The organism is Euzebya sp., assembly GCF_964222135.1.
Classification (GTDB): domain Bacteria; phylum Actinomycetota; class Nitriliruptoria; order Euzebyales; family Euzebyaceae; genus Euzebya.
Genome location: NZ_CAXQBR010000109.1, coordinates 35,988 through 51,104, shown reverse-complemented (window position 1 = coordinate 51,104; position 15,117 = coordinate 35,988). Strand labels below are relative to the sequence as shown.

Annotated in this window: 16 protein-coding genes; 9 read left to right on the top strand and 7 right to left on the bottom strand. The window is 74.0% G+C overall.

The annotated features are described in order from the left end of the window. Window positions 1-6: 6 nt before the first annotated feature. Together ACEQ2X_RS24050 and ACEQ2X_RS24045 are read right to left on the bottom strand one after the other, a co-directional pair. The gene (locus tag ACEQ2X_RS24050; protein ID WP_370328427.1) at window positions 7-660 is read right to left on the bottom strand and encodes a LuxR C-terminal-related transcriptional regulator; all 654 of its coding nucleotides are present in this window, start codon (window positions 658-660) and stop codon (window positions 7-9) included. After that, a complete protein-coding gene (locus ACEQ2X_RS24045; RefSeq protein WP_370328426.1) occupies window positions 657-2,204 on the bottom strand; it encodes an ATP-binding protein in 1,548 nt (515 codons plus the stop codon). Before ACEQ2X_RS24045 ends, ACEQ2X_RS24050 begins: the two co-directional genes overlap by 4 nt. A gap of 67 nt (window positions 2,205-2,271) precedes the next feature. On the opposite strand from ACEQ2X_RS24045, the gene moaA reads away from it, so the two are divergent. Further along, window positions 2,272-3,288 carry a GTP 3',8-cyclase MoaA gene (gene moaA, locus ACEQ2X_RS24040; RefSeq protein ID WP_370328425.1) on the top strand — a complete coding sequence of 339 codons (1,017 nt, stop codon included), beginning with the start codon at window positions 2,272-2,274 and terminating at the stop codon, window positions 3,286-3,288. A gap of 146 nt (window positions 3,289-3,434) precedes the next feature. On the opposite strand, the gene ACEQ2X_RS24035 is transcribed toward moaA, so the two are convergent. The 3 genes from ACEQ2X_RS24035 to ACEQ2X_RS24025 all read right to left on the bottom strand — a co-directional run bounded on the left by ACEQ2X_RS24035 (window position 3,435) and on the right by ACEQ2X_RS24025 (window position 4,865). Next, the gene (locus tag ACEQ2X_RS24035; protein WP_370328424.1) at window positions 3,435-4,070 is read right to left on the bottom strand and encodes a hypothetical protein; all 636 of its coding nucleotides are present in this window, start codon (window positions 4,068-4,070) and stop codon (window positions 3,435-3,437) included. After that, window positions 4,067-4,288 carry a hypothetical protein gene (locus tag ACEQ2X_RS24030; RefSeq protein ID WP_370328423.1) on the bottom strand — a complete coding sequence of 74 codons (222 nt, stop codon included), beginning with the start codon at window positions 4,286-4,288 and terminating at the stop codon, window positions 4,067-4,069. Before ACEQ2X_RS24030 ends, ACEQ2X_RS24035 begins: the two co-directional genes overlap by 4 nt. Window positions 4,289-4,406: 118 nt before the next feature. Continuing rightward, entirely contained in the window at window positions 4,407-4,865 is a 459-nt protein-coding gene (locus ACEQ2X_RS24025) for a MaoC family dehydratase (RefSeq protein WP_370328422.1), read from the bottom strand. A gap of 218 nt (window positions 4,866-5,083) precedes the next feature. Between ACEQ2X_RS24025 and ACEQ2X_RS24020 the strand changes: the two genes are divergently transcribed. From ACEQ2X_RS24020 to ACEQ2X_RS23985, 8 genes are all read left to right on the top strand, one after another. After that, window positions 5,084-5,587, top strand: a complete 504-nt coding sequence (locus tag ACEQ2X_RS24020; protein ID WP_370328421.1) for a (2Fe-2S)-binding protein — start codon at window positions 5,084-5,086, stop codon at window positions 5,585-5,587. Further along, entirely contained in the window at window positions 5,584-7,953 is a 2,370-nt protein-coding gene (locus ACEQ2X_RS24015; protein WP_370328420.1) for a xanthine dehydrogenase family protein molybdopterin-binding subunit, read from the top strand. Before ACEQ2X_RS24020 ends, ACEQ2X_RS24015 begins: the two co-directional genes overlap by 4 nt. Window positions 7,954-7,956: 3 nt before the next feature. Beyond that, complete coding sequence (locus ACEQ2X_RS24010; RefSeq protein ID WP_370328419.1) at window positions 7,957-8,808, top strand: xanthine dehydrogenase family protein subunit M; 852 nt, start codon at window positions 7,957-7,959, stop codon at window positions 8,806-8,808. A 63-nt stretch (window positions 8,809-8,871) separates the two neighbouring features. Beyond that, window positions 8,872-9,795 carry an AAA family ATPase gene (locus ACEQ2X_RS24005; protein ID WP_370328418.1) on the top strand — a complete coding sequence of 308 codons (924 nt, stop codon included), beginning with the start codon at window positions 8,872-8,874 and terminating at the stop codon, window positions 9,793-9,795. Next, window positions 9,785-11,029, top strand: a complete 1,245-nt coding sequence (locus tag ACEQ2X_RS24000) for a VWA domain-containing protein (RefSeq protein ID WP_370328417.1) — start codon at window positions 9,785-9,787, stop codon at window positions 11,027-11,029. Before ACEQ2X_RS24005 ends, ACEQ2X_RS24000 begins: the two co-directional genes overlap by 11 nt. Next, window positions 11,022-12,125: an XdhC family protein gene (locus ACEQ2X_RS23995; RefSeq protein WP_370328415.1), complete on the top strand. Its 1,104-nt coding sequence runs from the start codon at window positions 11,022-11,024 to the stop codon at window positions 12,123-12,125. Before ACEQ2X_RS24000 ends, ACEQ2X_RS23995 begins: the two co-directional genes overlap by 8 nt. Beyond that, complete coding sequence (locus ACEQ2X_RS23990) at window positions 12,122-12,775, top strand: NTP transferase domain-containing protein (RefSeq protein WP_370328414.1); 654 nt, start codon at window positions 12,122-12,124, stop codon at window positions 12,773-12,775. The genes ACEQ2X_RS23995 and ACEQ2X_RS23990 overlap by 4 nt, the downstream gene beginning before the upstream one ends. A 48-nt stretch (window positions 12,776-12,823) precedes the next feature. Continuing rightward, entirely contained in the window at window positions 12,824-13,507 is a 684-nt protein-coding gene (locus ACEQ2X_RS23985) for an SRPBCC family protein (protein ID WP_370328413.1), read from the top strand. A gap of 288 nt (window positions 13,508-13,795) precedes the next feature. Here the strand turns inward: ACEQ2X_RS23985 and ACEQ2X_RS23980 are convergent, their stop codons facing one another. Both ACEQ2X_RS23980 and ACEQ2X_RS23975 read right to left on the bottom strand, forming a co-directional pair. Beyond that, window positions 13,796-14,194, bottom strand: coding sequence for a hypothetical protein (locus ACEQ2X_RS23980; RefSeq protein WP_370328412.1), 399 nt, complete (start codon window positions 14,192-14,194; stop codon window positions 13,796-13,798). A 29-nt stretch (window positions 14,195-14,223) separates the two neighbouring features. Further along, complete coding sequence (locus ACEQ2X_RS23975) at window positions 14,224-15,006, bottom strand: crotonase/enoyl-CoA hydratase family protein (protein ID WP_370328411.1); 783 nt, start codon at window positions 15,004-15,006, stop codon at window positions 14,224-14,226. Between the last annotated feature and the right edge of the window lie 111 nt (window positions 15,007-15,117).

The following is a 15,117-nucleotide window of genomic DNA, read 5'->3' as shown; positions in this document are numbered from 1 at the left end:
GCCGGCTCACGGTGGGTCGACCAGCTCGTGCTGGAGGGCGAGGCTGACCGCGTGAAGCCGTGACGTCGCCCCCAGCTTGGCCATGAGGTTCCGGACGTGGGTCTGCACCGTCTCCGGCGAGATCCCCAGCCGGGCGCCGATGTCGGCGTTGCCCTCGCCGTAGACCAGGTGCTCGAGGACCTCGATCTCGCGCGCGGTCAGCTCGTTCGCGAGCAGCTCGGACCGCCAGCGGCGCTCGCGGTCGCGCGCCAGGGCGCGCAGGCGCTGGCTGGTCACCTCCGGTGGCAGGACCGAGCCGCCGGCGGCGACCACCCGCACCGCGTCGACGATCGCGATCATCTCGGCGGTCTTGGTGAGCACCGCGGCGGCGCCGGCCTCGATGGCCCGGCCGAGCTCGCGGTCGTCGCGCAACCCCGTCAGGACCACCGAGGGGACGGGGCGGGCGGCCTGCCGCAGCGCCTCGACGATGCCGACGCCGTCGCCCTCGGGCAGTTCGAGGTCGACGATCGCGACGTCGGCGTCCGCCGCGGCGGCGAGCGCGGCGTCGACCTCGCCGGTGCCCAGCTGGCCGCCGATGGTCAGGTCCGGCTCGAGCGACAGCACGGCCGCCAGCGCCTGTCGGAAGCTCGCGTGGTCCTCGACGATGAGCACGCGGATCACGGCTGACCTCCCGGCCCCTCGAGGGGCAGCTCGACCTGGACCCGGCCGCCGGCGTCGGCGGGGTCGATGACGTGGACCCGACCGCCGTGCGCCTGCACGATCTCCCGCACGATCCACAACCCGAGCCCGGTCCCGTCCAGGTGCGCACCCGAGGCGCCGCGCCGGTACTTGGCGAACAGCGGCTCGACGTCGGCGGTGCCGAAGCCGGGTCCCTCGTCGACCACGACCACCGCGTACACGTCGCCCTCGCGGTGCCCCGAGAGGTGGATGGGCGTGCCGGAGGGGGTGTAGCGGGCGGCGTTGCCGACCAGGTTCCGCATCACCTGCGACAGCCGTGTCGGATCGGCCGTGAGCACCGCGTCATCCACCGAGGTGGACACGGCGTGGTTGCCGGGGAGCGCACGGCCGAAGGCCGCGGCCTCCTCGAGCAGCGGCCGCACGGCGACGGGGCGGAGGTCGACGGCGAGCGCGTCGGTGTCGACGTCGGCGAGCTCGTCCATCCGGTGGATCAGGCTGCGGAGCCGGCGCGCCTCGGTGCCGATGGTGTCCGCGGCCTCCCGCGCCGCCGTCGGCAGCTGGGCGGCGCCGAGGACGTGGGCGTAGGCGGAGATCGTCGCCACGGGGGTGGCCAGCTCGTGGGTCACCACCGAGCGGAAGGACGCCTCCTGGGCGACGTAGTCCTGGAGGCGGCTCGACACCTCGCGCAGCTCGCGCAGGTCGGCCTGGGACAGCTCGAGGGCCCGGGCGCGGTCGGCGCGGAGCTGGGTGACCTGCTGGATGGCGCCCACCAGGAGCAGGACCGTCGACAGCGCACGCAGCAGATCGGCCGAGCTGACGACGGGGCCGAGTCCCGCGGGGAAGGCGGCCTCGTGCACCTGGGTGAAGACGCCGACCAGCAGGGCGGCGACGAGCCAGCGCTCGAGGGGCTGCTGGTCGCGTTCGTACAGGCGGCTGGCGAGCACGGCGCCGGCGCCGAACAGCACCATGGGGCCGAGCTCGAGGAGGACCTGGGCGAGCGGGACCCCGGCGAAGTCGGGGTCCTCGAGGGTCACCAGGGTCGTGGGCCCGGTCGCCGCCACGGCCAGCTGCACCGCGACGTGGGCGGCCAGGGCCGTCCAGACCAGCCGCGTCGTCGACCAGCGCGGCCACTCCATGCCCGCCATCACGAACAGGGCGCCGGCGAGGTACCGCGCCGCGATCCAGGGGAGCAGCGCCGACCCGGCCGCCCCGGCGGCCACCTCGGTCATGTGCGGGATGACGCCGAACCACAGGTCGGTCAGGCCCAGCACGACCAGCGCCGCGACGAACCCGCGCCGCAGCGGGCCGCCCATCCCTCCCCCGAAGCTCGTCATCAGCCCGGCGGCGGCGAGGGTCACGAGGAAGCGGGCGGTCTCGAGCGACACCCGCGCGCCGGGCGCCACCACCGCGGGGGTCGCCGTCGACGGCCAGAAGGCCACCGCCGTGCCGAGGAGCAGGCCGGCCAGGAGCCAGCCGTTGCCCCGCAGGACCGCGGGCACCGCGACGTGGGGGAGGTCCGGGCGCACAGGTCCGCCCAGCCTATCCGCGGCTGCGGGGCACGCGGTGCGGTCGGCCGCGTAGCCTGGCGGGCACATGCTCGCCGATCAGCTCGGGCGCGGGCTCGACGACCTGCGCATCTCCGTCACCGACCGCTGCAACTTCCGCTGCACCTACTGCATGCCGCGCGAGCAGTTCGGTCCCGACCACGCGTTCCTGCCCCGCGCGTCGCTGCTCACGTTCGAGGAGATCACGCGGGTGGTCCGCGTGGCGGCCGGGGTCGGCGTGACGAAGATCCGGCTGCCCGGCGGCGAGCCGCTGCTGCGCCGCGACCTCCACCGGCTGGTCGCGGCCGTCACCGCCGTCGACGGCATCACCGACGTCGCGATGACCACCAACGGCGTCCTGCTGCCCGCGGCGCTCGACGACCTGGTCGGCGCCGGGTTGCGCCGCGTGACGGTCAGCCTCGACGCGCTGGACCAGGCGACGTTCGCCGCGATGGCGGACGTCAAGGTCGCCGTGGACGCCGTGACCGGCGCGATCGACGCCGCGCTCGACGCCGGCCTGGTCGTCAAGGTCAACACCGTCGTCAAGCGCGGGGTCAACGAGGGGGAGATCCTCGCGCTCGCCGAGTTCGGTCGCGAGCGGGGCATCAGCGTCCGGTTCATCGAGTTCATGGACGTCGGGCACACCAACGGCTGGGACGTCACCCACGTGGTGCCCGCCGAGGAGGTCGTGGCGACGATCGCCGCGGCCCACCCCCTCTCCCCGGTCGTGCGGCCCGGTGCCGGTCCGGGCGCGACCGCGGTCGCCGACCGCTACGCCTACGACGACGGCGCGGGCGAGGTCGGCGTGATCGCGAGCGTCACCCGGCCGTTCTGCCGCACCTGCGTCCGCGCCCGCCTGTCCGCGGTCGGTGAGCTCTTCACCTGCCTGTTCGCGACCCGCGGCCACGACCTGCGGGCCGTCCTGCGCAGCGGGGCCGACGACGCCGAGCTCGACGCGGAGCTGCGCCGCATCTGGACCGGGCGGGCCGACCGCTACTCCGAGCTGCGCACCCTCGGCCAGGCCCAACCAGAGGACCGCGTGGAGATGTCCTACATCGGCGGCTAGCCGATGGAGGACATCTCCACACCAGGCCCTCGGCCGCGGCGGAGCCGCGTCGTCCAGGTGTCACCGGCGCCATCGCGTCCGGTGAGATGTCCTACATCGGCGGCTAGCCGATGGAGGACATCTCCACACCAGGCCCTGAGCTGCGGCTAGCCGATGAGGGCGGGGTTGCTCGCGGGGGAGGGGTCGGCGAAGGTCCACACCCGGTTGAGGGCGTCGAGGGTGGCGCGGACGGTGGCCTCGCGGGCGTCGCGCTCCACCAGCGCGGTGCCGACGAGGGACGGCTGCCACGAGGCGTCGTGGTCCAGCAGCACGGTGACGACGTCGCTGGCGCCCTGGACGTGGTGGCGCTGGACGGTGCGGAGGTGGTGTCCGTCGGGGCGGATGCCCATGACCGCGTCGACTGCGGCGCTCGCGACCAGGGCGAGCTCGTCGACCTGCGTGACGTCTCCCCGCGCGGTCCCCCTGAACGTGGCGGCGTGGTACTCGAGCGTCACCTCGACCTCGAGCTCGTCGTCGACCCGGTCGAGGACCATGCCGGTGAACACGGGTCGGGCCGGCTGGACCTCCTCGGCGCCCCGTCCGACCTGCAGGGTGGCCAGGTCGACCTGCCCGACGTCGACCAGCGTGCGGACGACCTCCTCGCCGACGCGCTGGGTGTCGGCCCCGTCCGTGAACTCCACCCGCAGCATCGCGGGACCCTCGGGGTCGGGCCAGCGGATGAATGCCGAGGCGACGCCGTGTATGCGTCGAACCGCATCCTGCAGGTCGGGCAGGGTGCTCATGTGCGGTCCTCCCAGGGGCCGGCGTCGACGGGGTGGTGGGGGGTCTGCTGCTGGTGCGATGACGGGGTGCGACCGCGGTCGACGTCGGGGTCCCGTCGCGGGACGAAGCGGATGACCAGCGGCTCCGGCCGCGACGGCTGGATCCGTGCGGGCGGGCTCAGGACCACCCGCTCCCGCACGCGCACCGGGTGCGCTCTCCGCTCATCCTGGTTCGACATGACGCTGTCCGATCCCGCGCTCGTGTCCTTCGTCCGTGGGCGTGTGTGCACCGCTCCCCACCGACGCCGCCCGTGACTAGTCCGTGAGGGTAATCCGCCTACATGGGCTCGACACCGGTCATCGGTAGTACCTGAAGACAGGTTCGGCGACGCAGACCGGCTTCGTCCCGGCGTCCCGCTCCACGACGACGGCCATGCGGCCCTGCAGGCCACCCTCGACGGGGTCGAGCGCCACGAGCTGCCCGGTGGCCCGCACGGCGGTGCCGACCGGGACGGGGGAGGGGAAGCGCACCTTGTCGAGGCCGTAGTTCACCGTGAGGGCCGGACCCTCCACGTGCAGCAGGCCGCCGATCAGGACCGGGAGCAGGGCGAGGGTCATGAACCCGTGCGCGATCGTCCCGCCGAACGGTCCGCGTGCGGCCCGTTCGACGTCGGTGTGGATCCACTGGTGGTCACCGGTGACGTCGGCGAACGCGTCCACGTCCGCCTGGGTGATGTCCCGCCACGGGGTCGGGCCGAGGGGACGCCCCACGATGGTGTGGAGGTCCTCGAGCGGGATGGTCAACGTCGTGGTCACGGGGCCTCTGGGTCGAGGGGGAAGTGCGCCCGCACCCTACGCTGCGTGACCGAGCGGGGCCAAGGTGCGCCACTGCCTGCAACCTGCACGTCGCGCGTTGCAACCTCGCACGCAGAAGCCCGCACGCGCGACCCCTTTCGGGGAGCTCGACGTGGTTCTAGTCTCCGCCACGGTCCGGTGCGGCGAGCCGCGGCACCGGGAGGGCTACTGGAGGGCACATGGCGAACGCGAACGCTCGCGCACGACGCGCGACCATCTCGGTCTCGGTGGACGGGACCACGTACACCGACGACGTCGAACCCCGGCTGCTGTTCGTCAACTACCTCCGCGAGGTGCTGGGGCTGACGGGCACGAACATCGGCTGCGACACGTCGAACTGCGGGGCGTGCACCGTCCTCGTGGACGGCCAGTCGGTGAAGTCCTGCACGATGCTGGCGGTCCAGGCCGACGGGGCGGACGTCACCACGGTGCAGGGCCTCGCGACCGACGGTGAGCTCCACCCGGTGCAGCGGGCGTTCCACGAGAAGCACGGGTTGCAGTGCGGCTACTGCACCCCGGGGATGATCTGCGCGGCCACCTCGCTGCTGGCGGAGAACCCCTCACCCAGCGAGGACGAGATCCGCGACGGGCTCGAGGGCAACCTCTGCCGCTGCACGGGCTACCAGAACATCGTCGCGGCCGTCGCCCAGGCCGCCACGGAGATGCAGGGGAGCGCGTCGTGACCACCATCGAGGACCGTCCCCAACCCAGCATCGGGACCGCCGCCCCCCGCAAGGAGGACGCGCGGCTGATCACCGGCCAGACCCGCTGGACCGACAACCTCGCGCTGCCGGGCATGCTCCACGCGGCGCTGCTCCGCTCCCCGATCGCGCACGCGCGCATCACGAACCTCGACGTCAGCGCCGCGAAGGAGCGGCCGAACGTCGTCGCGGTCTTCACCGGCGCCGACCTGGCCGACGACTACGGGGCGCTGCCGTGCGCCTGGCCCGTCACGCCGGACATGGTCAACCCGCCCCACCTGGCGCTCGCCGTCGACGAGGTCCGGTACGTCGGGGACGCGGTCGCCGTCGTGGTGGCCCGCGACAAGGCCTCGGCGGTCGACGCGCTCGAGGCGATCGACATCGACTACGAGCCCCTCGACGCGGTCGTCGACCTCGCCGCCGCCGCCGAGCCGGGCTCGCCGAAGGTCCACGCCGACACCGAGTCGAACATCTCCTTCACCTGGCCCTTCGAGGCCGGCGACGTCGACGGGGCGTTCAGCGGCGCCGCGACGGTGGTGGAGCGCCGCTTCATCAACCAGCGGCTCATCCCCGCGGCGATGGAGCCGCGCAGCGTCGTGGTCGACCCGCAGCCGGCATCGGGTGAGGTGACCGTCTGGTCCACCACGCAGGTGCCGCACATCCTGCGGCTGATGCTCGCGATGGTGATGGGGATCAGCGAGCAGAAGATCCGCGTCATCGCCCCCGACGTCGGCGGCGGGTTCGGCTCGAAGCTGAACGTGTACGCCGAGGAGGTCCTGCTGACCGCCGTCGGCCGCCGGCTGGGCAAGCCGATCAAGTGGACGGCCACCCGCTCGGAGGACATCCAGGCCACGATCCACGGCCGCGACCAGATCCAGGACATCGCGATCGCCGCCGACGCCGACGGCCGCATCCGCGGGCTCAAGGTCGACCTGCTGGCCGACATGGGCGCCTACCTGCAGCTCGTGACGCCGGGTGTGCCGATCCTCGGCGCGCTGATGTTCCCGGCGATCTACAAGATGGACGCCTACTCCTTCCGCTGCCGCGGGGTGTTCACCACGAAGACGCCGACCGACGCCTACAGGGGCGCCGGCCGTCCCGAGGCCACCTTCGCGATCGAGCGGATCATCGACGAGCTCGCCGCCGAGCTCGGCATGGAGCCGATGGAGCTGCGGCGGCGCAACTGGATCGCCCACGAGGAGTTCCCCTTCGACACGATCACCGGGCTGACCTACGACTCGGGGAACTACGAGGCCGCGACCGACCGGGCGATGGAGCTGTTCGACTACGACGGGCTCCGCGCCGAGCAGCAGCGGCGCCGCGAGTCCGGCGATCCCGTGCAGCTCGGCATCGGCATCTCGACCTTCACCGAGATGTGCGGCCTGGCACCCTCGCGGGTGCTCGGCTCGCTCGACTACGGCGCCGGCGGCTGGGAGGCCGCCACCGTGCGGGTCCTGCCCACCGGCAAGGTCGAGGTCGTCACCGGCACCAGCCCCCACGGCCAGGGCCACGTGACCGCCTGGTCCCAGATCGCCGCCGACCACCTCGGCGTCCCGTTCGACGACGTCGACGTGCTGCACGGTGACACCAAGATCAGCCCGCAGGGCCTCGACACCTACGGCTCCCGGTCCCTGGTCGTCGGCGGCATCGCGCTGAAGCGCGCCTGCGACCGCGTGGTCGAGAAGGCGAAGGTCTTCGCCGCCCACATGCTGGAGGCGTCCGAGGACGACCTCGAGTTCGACGCCGGCAGCTTCCGCGTGAAGGGCGACCCGGACAAGTCGACGACGATCCAGGACATCGCGCTCGCGGTCTTCGCCGGGCACGACTACCCCGAGGGCGCCGAGCTCGACCTGACGTCGCAGTACGTCTTCGACCCGGAGAACTTCTCCTTCCCCCACGGCACGCACCTGTGCGCCACCGAGGTCGACACCGAGACCGGCAAGGTCAGCATCCTGAAGTACGTCTGCGTCGATGACGTCGGGAAGGTGATCAACCCGATGATCGTCGAGGGGCAGGTCCACGGCGGCCTCGCCCAGGGCATCGCCCAGGCGATGTGGGAGGGGGTGGAGTACGACGAGGCCGGCAACCTCACGACCGCGTCGCTGGTCGACTACCCGGTCCCCTCCGCTGCGGACATGCCGCACTTCACCACCGACCGGACCGAGACCCCTGCCACGTCGAACGACCTCGGCGTCAAGGGCGTCGGGGAGGCCGGCACCATCGCGTCGACCCCGGCGGTGGTCAACGCCGTCGTGGACGCGCTGCGACCGATGGGCGTCAGCGACGTGCTGATGCCGATGACCCCGAAGAACGTGTGGGCCGCGATCAACGCTGCCCGGGAGGGCTGAGCGATGATCCCCGCAGAGTTCGACTACGTCCGCGTCTCGAGCGTCGCCGAGGCCGTCCAGGCCCTCGGCGAGGCCGAGGACGCGAAGCTCCTCGCCGGCGGCCACTCCCTGCTGCCCCTCATGAAGCTGCGCCTCGCCTACCCTGAGACGCTGGTCGACATCGGCCGCGTCGAGGAGATGCGCGGCATCCGCACCGAGGGGGACCGCCTCGTGATCGGCGCGGCCGTCACCCACCACCAGGTGGCCCACGACGAGACCGTGGCCCAGGCGTGCGGCGCCATCGCCCACGTCACGAAGACCATCGGCGACCCCCAGGTGCGCCACCGCGGCACCCACGGAGGGGCGCTCGCCCACGGCGACGCGGCCGGCGACCTGCCCGCGACCGCGCTGGCCCTGGGCGCCGAGTTCACCATCGAGGGGCCATCGGGCCGGCGGACCGTTCCGGCCTCGGAGTTCTTCGTCGACTACCTGATCACCGCCGTCGGCGAGGACGAGGTCCTCGTCGAGGTGTCCTGGCCGCTGCTGGCTGCCGGCACCCGCTGGAACTACCAGAAGTTCACGCGGGTCAAGCAGGACTGGGCCATCGTCGGGGCGTTGGCGGTCATCACCGGGAACGGATCGATCGACCAGGCCCGCATCGGCCTGACCCACATGGGCACCGTCCCCGTCCGCCCGACCGGCGTCGAGGAGGCGCTGAGCGGCGTCGCAGCCGACGACGCCGGGGCGATCGCCGCGGCGTGCGAGTCCGCTGCCGAGGGCACCAGCCCCCCGGACGACCTGAACGCCGACGCCGCGTTCCGCGCCCACCTGGCCCGGGTGCTGACCCGCCGGGCCGTCACGAGCGCACTTGCGTAGCGCGGGCAGGCGACCTGCGCCGTCGCCGGCCGGTCCCCCCGCGCTCCGGGGGGCCGGCCGGCCGTGACCGCCGTGACGACGCTCCTGCCGGAGGGGATCACCGGCCCCGCCGACCTGGCAGCCGCCCTGGCCGACGTCGACTACCTCGCCGGCGACGGCCTGGCGACCGTGACCTACCTGGGCCTGGTCCTCCAGCGGCCCCTCTTCCTCGAAGGCGAGCCCGGCGTCGGCAAGACCGCCCTCGCCCAGGCGATGGCCCAGCTGCTCCACGCGCCGCTGATCCGGCTGCAGTGCTACGAGGGGATCGACGCCGCCCAGGCGCTCTACGACTGGGACTTCCCCCGCCAGCTCCTACACCTGCGCGCCGCCGAGGCCGCCCACGCCGGGTCGGCGCTGGACGTCGACGCGCTCGAGGGTGAGCTGTACGACGAGCGGTTCCTGGTCGAGCGGCCCCTGCTGCGCGCCCTGCGGACCAGCCCGGCCGTGCTGCTGATCGACGAGATCGACCGCGCGGATGACGAGTTCGAGGCGTTCCTCCTCGAGCTGCTCAGCGAGTTCGCCGTCACCATCCCCGAGCTGGGGGAGGTACGCGCGGCGGTGCCGCCGCTGGTGGTGATCACGTCGAACCGGACGCGCGAGGTGCACGACGCGCTCAAGCGCCGCTGCACCTACCACTGGGTCGACCACCCCGGGTTCGACCGCGAGTGCGCGATCGTCCGGCGTCGGTGCCCCGACGCGGCGGACGCCCTCACCCGCCAGGTCGTCGCCGTCGTGCAGCAGCTCCGCGCCGAGGACCTGTTCAAGCCCCCCGGGGTCGCCGAGACGATCGACTGGACCCGCGCGCTGGTCGCCCTGGGCGCGGACACGCTCGACGCCGAGCTGGCGACCCACACCCTCGGCGCGGTCCTCAAGTACCGCGAGGACCTCGAGCAGGCCCAGCGCATGGACCTCGGCCACATGGTCGCCAAGGCCATCGGTGAGCTCTAGGGAGCGGGGAGCAGACGCGGTCGACGTCGCGACGGCGTTCGCCCGGACCGTGCGGGCGGCGGGGGTGCCGGTCACCGTCGGTCGGGTGGAGGCGTTCGTCGAGGCCCTCGGCGTCCTCGACCCGACCCGCCGCCAGGACGTGTACTGGGCCGGGCACGCCACCCTGTGCGGGGACCACGAGGACTTCGGCCGCTACGACCGCGCGTTCGAGGCCTTCTTCAGCGGCGAGGCCCCCCACGAGCGGCTGCGTCCCGCCGCGCCGGACGCGCCACCGCCGACGCTCCGGTCGGTCACCGCCCCGCTGCGGACCGGTCTCGAGGAGCCGGAGGACGCTGAGGACCTCCACCTGACCGCCAGCGCGTCGGACGCCGAGCTGCTGCGCCACCGCGATCTGGCCACCCTGACCCCCGGCGACCGCGAGCTCGTCAACCGGCTGCTCGCCGCCCTCCGACTGCCCGGTGAGCCCCGCCGCACCCGCCGCCACGAGCGCTGGCACCGCGGTGGGCTCGACCGGCACCGCACCGTCCGCGAGGCCCTACACGGCCTGGGCGACCCCCGCCGGCTGCGCCACCGGCGTGCCCGGCGACGCCCGCGCACCGTGGTGCTGCTCGTCGACGTGTCGGGGTCGATGAGCACCTACGCGGACGCGCTCCTCCGCTTCGCCCACGTCGCCGTCGGCCGGACCGCCCGCGACCGGCCCACCGAGGCGTTCACCATCGGCACCCGGCTCACCCGGATCACCCGCGAGCTGCGCCACCGCGACCCCGACACCGCGATGGCGGCCGTGGCCGGCGCGATCCCCGACTGGTCGGGGGGCACCAGGCTGGGGGAGGGGTTGAAGGAGTGGCTCGACGTCTGGGGCCAGCGGGGGCTGGCGCGCGGGGCGGTCGTGGTGATCCTCTCCGACGGCTGGGAGCGGGGGGACACGGCCCAGCTGGGGGAGCAGGTCGCGCGGCTCCACCGCCTGGCGCACCGGGTGGTGTGGTCGAACCCCCGGAAGGCCGCGCGGGGCTACCAGCCGCTCGTCGGCGGGATGGCCGCCGCGCTGCCCCACGTCGACGACTTCCTGAGCGGGCACAGCCTGGCGGCCCTCGAGCACCTCGCCCGGGTCGTGGCCGGCGCGACCCGATCCGACCCCTCGCCCCACCGCGCGCCCACGGACCGTGCCCGAGGTGTCAGGATGGTACCGGTGCGCGCCGTCGATCGCGCCGAGGAGGAGGCCGACCATGCGTGAGATCCTCGAGGACCTGGCGTCGTGGCACGCCGCCGGGACCCCGGCCGCGCTGGCCACGGTCGTCGAGACCCGGATCAGCGCGCCCAGGGACCCGGGGGCCGCGATGGCCCTGAACGCCGACGGCGTCGTGATCGGCAGCGTGTCCGGCGGCTGCGTCGAGGGTGCCGTCGTCGAGCAGGCTCGGGAGATCCTCGACGGCGGCGCGCCCCGCAGGGTCACCTACGGGGTGTCGGACGACGAGGCGATGGCCGTCGGGCTGACGTGCGGCGGGGAGATCTCGCTGTTCATCGAGCCCTTCGCGGTGCCGGCCTTCGAGACCGTCCGCGACCACATCGCCACCGGTGTGCCGGTCGCCGTCGCCACCGTGGTGGACGGCCCCGGCCCGGTCGGCGCCAAGCTGGTCGTCACCGCCGACGAGACCTACGGGGACCTCGGCAGCGAGGGCCTGGGCGTGGCCGTGACGTCCGACGCCCGCGGGCTGCTCGCCCAGGGCCGCACGGCCCACCGCGGCTACGGCGTCCACGGCGAGCGGCGCGTCGACGACGTCACGGTGTTCATCCAGTCCTTCCAGCCGCCACCGCGGATGTACGTCTTCGGGGCGATCGACTTCGCCACCGCCGTGGCCCGCGTCGGCAAGTTCCTCGGCTACCACGTCGTCGTCTGCGACGCCCGCCGCGTGTTCGCCACCAAGGCCAGATTCCCCGACGCCGACGAGGTCGTCGTGCAGTGGCCCCACCGGTTCCTCCCGACCGCACCGATCGACAGCCGCACGGCCATCTGCGTGCTGACCCACGACCCGAAGTTCGACGTGCCGCTGCTCGAGGTCGCCCTGCGGACCGACGCCGCCTACATCGGGGCCATGGGGTCGCGGCGCACCCACGACGACCGGTTGGAGCGGCTGCGCGAGCTCGGGCTCGGGGACGAGGAGCTGTCCAAGCTCCGGTCACCGATCGGGCTGGACCTCGGCGCCCGGACGCCGGAGGAGACCGCGGTGTCGATCGCCGCGGAGATCGTCCAGCTGCGCTGGGGCGGCAGCGGCAGGCCCCTGACCGACACCGAGGGGCGGATCCACCCGGATCGCGTGGCGGTCCCGTGACCGGTGATGACGTGACCGGCGGCGCGGTGGCTGGTGTGGCCGGGGTGGTCCTGGCCGCGGGCGCGGGGCGTCGGATGGGCAGCCCGAAGGCGCTGGTCACCATCGACGGGCAGCCCCTCGTTCTCAGGGCGGTGGCCGCGCTGGCCGACGGCGGCTGCGCGCACGTGGCGGCGGTCACCGGCGCCGCGGCGGCGGAGGTGGCCGAGGTCCTGGGCCGCGCAGCGGACGTCGCGGTCCTCCACAACCGCCGGTGGGCGTCCGGCATGGGCAGCTCGGTCGCCGCGGGCCTCGGGTGGGCGGCCACCACCACGGCCGGCGCGGTCATCCTCCTGCCGGTCGACACCCCCGGGATCGGCCCGGCGGTGGTGGCCCGCCTGATCGAGGTCTGGCGCGATGGCGGCGCCCCGCCCGAGGGCGTCCTGGCCGCCGCCTACGACGGCCGGCAGCGCAACCCGGTCCTGCTCGGACGGCGCCGCTGGTCCGACGTCGCCGACGTCGTGGAGGGCGACGAGGGCGCCCGCCGCTGGCTCCGGACCCACCCCGACCTCGTGACCGCCGTGGAGTGCGGGGACGTGGGGGACCCCCGCGACCTCGACACGCCTGCCGACGTCGACCGGTGGGTACGTCAGCAGAGGACTGCAAGGATCTGACCGACCCGACCCGGCCGCCCGCGGCCGGACCCTGCACAGGAGAGGCACATGGAGCTCGAGCACACCTTCACCGTCCCGGTCCCGCCCGACGAGGCGTTCCAGGTCCTCCGCGACATCGAGCGGATCGGGCCGTGCATGCCCGGCGCGACGATCGAGTCGGTCGACGGCGACAGCTTCACGGGCAGCGTCAAGGTGAAGATCGGCCCGATCAAGGTCACCTACGCCGGTGAGGCGGCCTACACCTCCGTCGACGAGGCCTCGAAGACCGCGGTCATCGAGGCGAAGGGCAAGGAGCAGCGGGGCCAGGGGACCGCGACCGCCACCGTGACCTCGCGGCTGACCGAGGCGCCCGAGGGCACCGAGGTCCACGTCGTGACCGACCTCGCGGTGACCGGCAAGCCGGCGCAGTTCGGCCGCGGCGTCATGGAGGAGGTCGGCCAGAAGCTGATCAACTCCTTCGCCGAGTGCCTGGCGTCGACCTTGGGCGGCGAGGACGAGGAGGCCGCCGAGGACCCCGCACCCGCCGCAGGGGAGGGGGCTGCCGCGCCGACGGCCGCCCGCGAGGCCGTCCGTCCGCCGAGCGCCCCCGTCGACCGGCCGCGCCGCGAGGCGGAGGCCATCGACCTCCTCGACGTCGCCGGCGCCCCGGTGGCCCGCCGCGCCGCCCCCGTCGCCGGCGTGCTGGTCCTGGTGCTGTTCCTCTGGTGGCTGGTGCGCGGTCGCCGCAGCTGAGGGTCCCGCCGGGTTCTGGGCACGGATCGACTCCGCCGTCCCACGGATCGACTCCGGCGTGGTCCCCCGCCACCCACGGATCGACTCCGACGCCCCACCGATCGACTCCGCATCCCGGGCCGAGATCGCCCTGAGCAGGGTGTTCGCGCACAGATGTGCACTGCCGCCTCCACCACGCGGCCTGGTCGGAGTCGATTCGTGCGGGACGGGGTGACCCCCCGTGCTCCCCGCCCGAGCGACCGGAGTCGATTCGTGCCCGGCGTCGGGGTGATCACGACCTCCCCGACATCAGCGCTCCGGGGGTGAGGCGGCGTCCACCTCCGCCTCCGGGCCGGTGAAGCGGGCCGCGAGCGCGGCGGCCACCGCGACCCCGACGACCACCGCCCACGCCTGCTGGGCGCCCTCGGGGATCTGCCTGGCCGCGAGCTGGATGCAGAAGAGCGCGGTGACCGTGGTGACCGGGGCGCCCAGCGCGGCGAGGCGGGCGGCACCGGGGGCATCTGCACCGGCCACCGCGCGCAGACCGGCCCAGGTGCCGGCGGCGGTGACCGCGGGGACGGCGAGGGCGATCAGCGCGAGGCCGACGAGGAACCCGGTCGGTCGCCACGGGGACCACACGAGCACGGCCGTCAGCGCCGCAGCGGCGAGCACCCCGCCGGCGGTGGCCGAGGCCACGCGGCGCGTCACGATCCGATCCGTCCTCGGGTGCCGGCGTCCTAGCGGCCGGTGAACCGGCCCTCGCGGCGCTCGACGAAGGACGCCAGTCCCTCCGCGGCGTCCTCGGACGTCATGATCCCCTGGAGCGACTGCCGCATGTCGCGGATCGCCGCCCCGGTGCCCTCGTCGCGGGCGAGCCGGGCCTGGCGGAGCGTCGCCTGCACCCCGAGCGGCGCCATCGCCGCGATCCGCTCGGCGATCTCGGTGGCGCGCTCGCGCTGGGTCCCGGCGGGGACGACCTCCTGCACCAGACCGATGCGCAGGGCCTCCTCGGCGCCGAACTCCTCGGCGGTCAGCAGGAACCGCATCGCGTTGCCCCAGCCCAGGTGGCCCGCGGCGCGGATGGTCGCGCCGCCGAAGGGCACGATGCCGCGGGCGATCTCGAGTTGGGCGAAGCGGACGTCGTCCGCCGCGATCACGATGTCGGCTGCCAGGGCCAGCTCGATGCTCAGGGTGAACGCGATCCCCTGCACGGCCATGACCACCGGCTTGGGGCAGGCCGGCCCCCAGACCCCGTACGGGTCGGTCATCCCGGGCGGGATGTACGGCTCCCCCGAGGCCACGGCCGGCCCGACGTCGGCCAGGTCCAGGCCTGCGGAGAAGTGGTCGCCCTCGGCGTGGAGGACCCCGACCCGCAGGTCGTCCTCGGTGGCCAGGCGGTGGTACGCCTCGGCCAGCGCGGCGTTCATCTCCCGGTCGAAGGCGTTGCGCTTGTCGGGCCGGTCGACGCCGATGTGGAGGACGTGGCCGTCGACGCGGGTGGTGATGTGCTCTGCGGGCATCGGTGCTCCGGCGGTGGAGGGGTGGGGGTCCGGTTCGCGGCTGCGCAGGCTACCCCCGGGGCCGCGCACCCCTCTCCGACGGCGGTGTCGCAGCCCGGACCTAGACTCGGG